This is a genomic window from Pedobacter sp. (genome assembly GCF_045627485.1).
GTDB lineage: Bacteria > Bacteroidota > Bacteroidia > Sphingobacteriales > Sphingobacteriaceae > Pedobacter.
Genome location: NZ_JAZQNU010000141.1, coordinates 1 through 2,579 on the forward strand (window position 1 = coordinate 1; position 2,579 = coordinate 2,579).

A 2,579-nucleotide genomic window follows, 5' to 3' on the forward strand; every position below is an offset into this window, starting at 1 on the left:
AAGATGCCCCTTTTAACAGCTGGCCATACGCTGGGTCTGGAATTAATTTTTTATCAACATCAATCGATCATATTATTCCTGATTCTTGGGAAACAGGCATTGATGTTAAACCAGATAATAATTCTGTTCACAAAAAAAAGACGATTAAGCATTGCAGTTGCAATGTTTAATCGTCTTTTTTTGCTTTTTTATGTATCCGCCCTGTGAACTACATATTTGATTAGCGGATTATATTTTTAAAGTTCTGCGGATACAGGTTTTTAATGTTTTTGTGGTTTATGGACATGATATTTTCCAGGGTGTATTTGAGCCACCCGAAAGGGTTTACTTCATGTTTTTTGCAGATGGCAAAGAATGAATAGATCATTGCGGCTCTTTGCGCAGCCTCATGGCTGCCTGCAAATAAATAATTCTTTCGGCCCAGGGCAATAGGTCTGATCGCATTCTCAACCAGGTTGTTGTCTATTTGAAGGCTCCCATCATATAGGTATGCGGACAATGCATCCCACCTGGCGTAAGCATATGCCATGGCTTTTCCGATCTGGCTCTTTGGTAGTGTACTCTTTATTTCCTTGAACATCCATTTTCCCATTTCATTAATTATAGGAAGGGATTCCTTAAGCCGAAATTCTTTGATTGCTCCGGTATTCAGCTGCCCTTCTTTAGCCTTTCTTTCTATGGCATATAACTTCTGGATCAAGATCAGTGCTGTTTCCGCCTTTGGCCTGTCATTGTCCAATGCTTTTTCGAACTCACGGCGTGAATGTGCCCAACAGGCCAGATGGGTTATATCTCGGCTGCGAGCATATTTTTGGTATACAGCATATCCGTCACTTTGAAGATAACCTTTGAAGTTTCCAAGTATGGGCAATGGCGCGCTACTGCCCCGGGTAGGGCTATAGTCGAAAAGTACCGTTCGGTCCAATGGTGCATGGTACACCCAATAGTAGCCCTGATGGGCAGCGCCTTTTTTATCGCTGTCCAGTACCTTTATTGGTGTCTCATCAGCCTGTAAATATCCTTTTGATTTTGTGTCGAAGACCAGCTGGTCATAAAGGGGTTCGAGCTTAAGTAGTGCTTCTTTTGTCCAACCATCAATGGTTGATGAAGCGATCTGGATGTTTTCCCTTGCAAAGCGTTGTTTTTGGCGGTACAATGGGAGGTGGTCTGCATACTTATAGACCAATATGGAGGCTAACAGACCGGCTCCGGGAATACCCTTATCGATCACGCGCTCAGGAAGCTCGCCGATCTTTACGCCTTCACCGTTTTTAGCAGCATATTTATAGCGGATGTATCTTTTGATAAAGAACCGTGCAGGCTCGCATTCCAGTTCTTCAGTAACTTCCTTGCCGATACAAACCATATCAGACAAGTCGCCTTCAGGATGTATTTCGATTTCTTCTACAGGTAGGTGCCCGGGCAGCTTTGCACGTCCATGATGGTTTGGGCGTTTGCGTACGTACTCAATCTTTTCTTTGGTTTCTTCCTTTTGCTGCTCTACAGCTATAACATCAGCCTCAAAAGGTAACATCGTTTGATTTGGGTCAGCTTCAAAGCGTTCCCGCCTTTGTCCGAACTGCATGCGCCTGAACATTTCAACCTGAGTTTTCAGGTAGTCTCGCTCCTGGGAAAGGGATTCTATCTTTTCATCACGGCTGGAAATGACCTTTAAAAGATCCTCTCTTGATAGATTTTCCAGTGCCGTTTCCATACCCGAAAAATACGGGTTTACCATCATTTAAACAAGTATAAAGCTTGTTTTTACACTAATGAAAAGCGTTTTTTTCGAATACTCTTTACCACATGGATGCCTTCAACCATCAATACCAGATCACTCCATGACATTTCATTTTCCCTGCCTTTTGGAGCAAGGAAAGTTCCCTGTTCCAGCCGTTTGTAGTAGAGTACAAAGCCGCCGTTTTCCCAGTGCAGCAGTTTGATGTGCGTACCACTTCGGTTCAAAAAGACGAACACTTCGCCGCTGGTGGGAATGCGCTGCATCACAGAGCTGACTAGTCCACAAAGCCCGTCAAAACTCTTGCGCATATCACAATGCCCCGAATAAAGATAGAAACGGTGCGAAGATCCCAGCGAGAACATATCAGTACAGACGGATCAATTGAGATAAAAGCAACAGATCGCCATTAACTTTCAGCTTGACCCCGTTTGGATAAAATACTTCTATCTCCCTGGTACCTGAACGCTTCTCTATGGGGATAAATACCCCGGGAGTACTTTCTGTTTCCTTGCTACGCGAATACCAGTAATAAAACTTCGCCTCATTGATGCCCTTCTCCAAACAATATTGTTTCTTTGATTTGCCACTGGATCGCCAATTTTCGATCATGGCTACCATGGCCCTGCGTTTATCTTCTAAATTATTCATGCCGGCAAAGCTAAACCCAGCAAATCATCTAATCAAGATGCACTTAGTAGGGCGGATACCCCGTTTTCGTGAAAGGTAAAGATAAGATTGAAACGTCAGGTGGACAGATGATCTGGCGGTAAATGGGTTCTTACATGGTGTGGTCCATAAGTCGGATCGTAGCCATGTCGTTCTGTGAGCCAAGGAGTTG

At 43.9% G+C, this 2,579-nt stretch carries 3 protein-coding genes; all 3 read right to left on the minus strand.

What is annotated here, in order from left to right; all coding sequences use genetic code 11:
• Positions 1-220 precede the first annotated feature (220 nt).
• From tnpC to tnpA, 3 genes are read right to left on the minus strand one after another with little or no spacing between them, the layout of a single operon-like run.
• Positions 221-1,714: an IS66 family transposase gene (gene tnpC, locus ACR2F3_RS11165; protein ID WP_432710058.1), complete on the minus strand. Its 1,494-nt coding sequence runs from the start codon at positions 1,712-1,714 to the stop codon at positions 221-223.
• Between the two features lie 50 nt (positions 1,715-1,764).
• Positions 1,765-2,103 (minus strand): IS66 family insertion sequence element accessory protein TnpB, encoded by a 339-nt coding sequence (tnpB, locus tag ACR2F3_RS11170; RefSeq protein WP_432710056.1) that lies wholly within the window; start codon positions 2,101-2,103, stop codon positions 1,765-1,767.
• A 1-nt stretch (position 2,104) separates the two neighbouring features.
• Positions 2,105-2,389, minus strand: a complete 285-nt coding sequence (tnpA, locus tag ACR2F3_RS11175) for an IS66 family insertion sequence element accessory protein TnpA (protein WP_432710057.1) — start codon at positions 2,387-2,389, stop codon at positions 2,105-2,107.
• Between the last annotated feature and the right edge of the window lie 190 nt (positions 2,390-2,579).

What these genes read in the sequence shown, in the direction of transcription:
- tnpC (WP_432710058.1), bottom strand. Translation starts at nt 1,714, where the DNA reads ATGGAAACGGCACTGGAAAATCTATCAAGAGAGGATCTTTTAAAGGTC.
- tnpB (WP_432710056.1), bottom strand. Translation starts at nt 2,103, where the DNA reads ATGTTCTCGCTGGGATCTTCGCACCGTTTCTATCTTTATTCGGGGCAT.
- tnpA (WP_432710057.1), bottom strand. Translation starts at nt 2,389, where the DNA reads ATGAATAATTTAGAAGATAAACGCAGGGCCATGGTAGCCATGATCGAA.